This window comes from Monashia sp. HAY1-5C (assembly GCF_056755255.1).
Genome location: NZ_JBPGXG010000530.1, coordinates 1 through 254, shown reverse-complemented (window position 1 = coordinate 254; position 254 = coordinate 1). Strand labels below are relative to the sequence as shown.

Below are 254 nucleotides of genomic sequence, written 5' to 3'. Positions count from 1 at the left end.
CATCTTCGCCATAACACCGCAGTCCGCCAGCGGGCCGAAGCAACGCCTGCGCTGCGCATTGGCCACTTCGTCCTGTGGGTGCCGGATGCCATGTCGGAAATCGACTGGTTCATGAAGCATTTCGCACTGGTGCCTGCCGACTATATCTGCGCGCCCGCCGAACCCGAGCCGATCACCGTTGGCACCTTCCTTCGCCTCGATCGCGGCAGTGAGTATGTCGAGCATCATTGCATCCTCATCAACCAGTCCAAGCA

1 protein-coding gene is annotated in these 254 nt (G+C 60.2%); it reads left to right on the top strand.

The features are described 5' to 3' along the window. A partial coding sequence (locus ACR9ZK_RS22670) for a VOC family protein (protein ID WP_481344179.1) occupies positions 1-254 on the top strand: 254 nt, incomplete at both ends.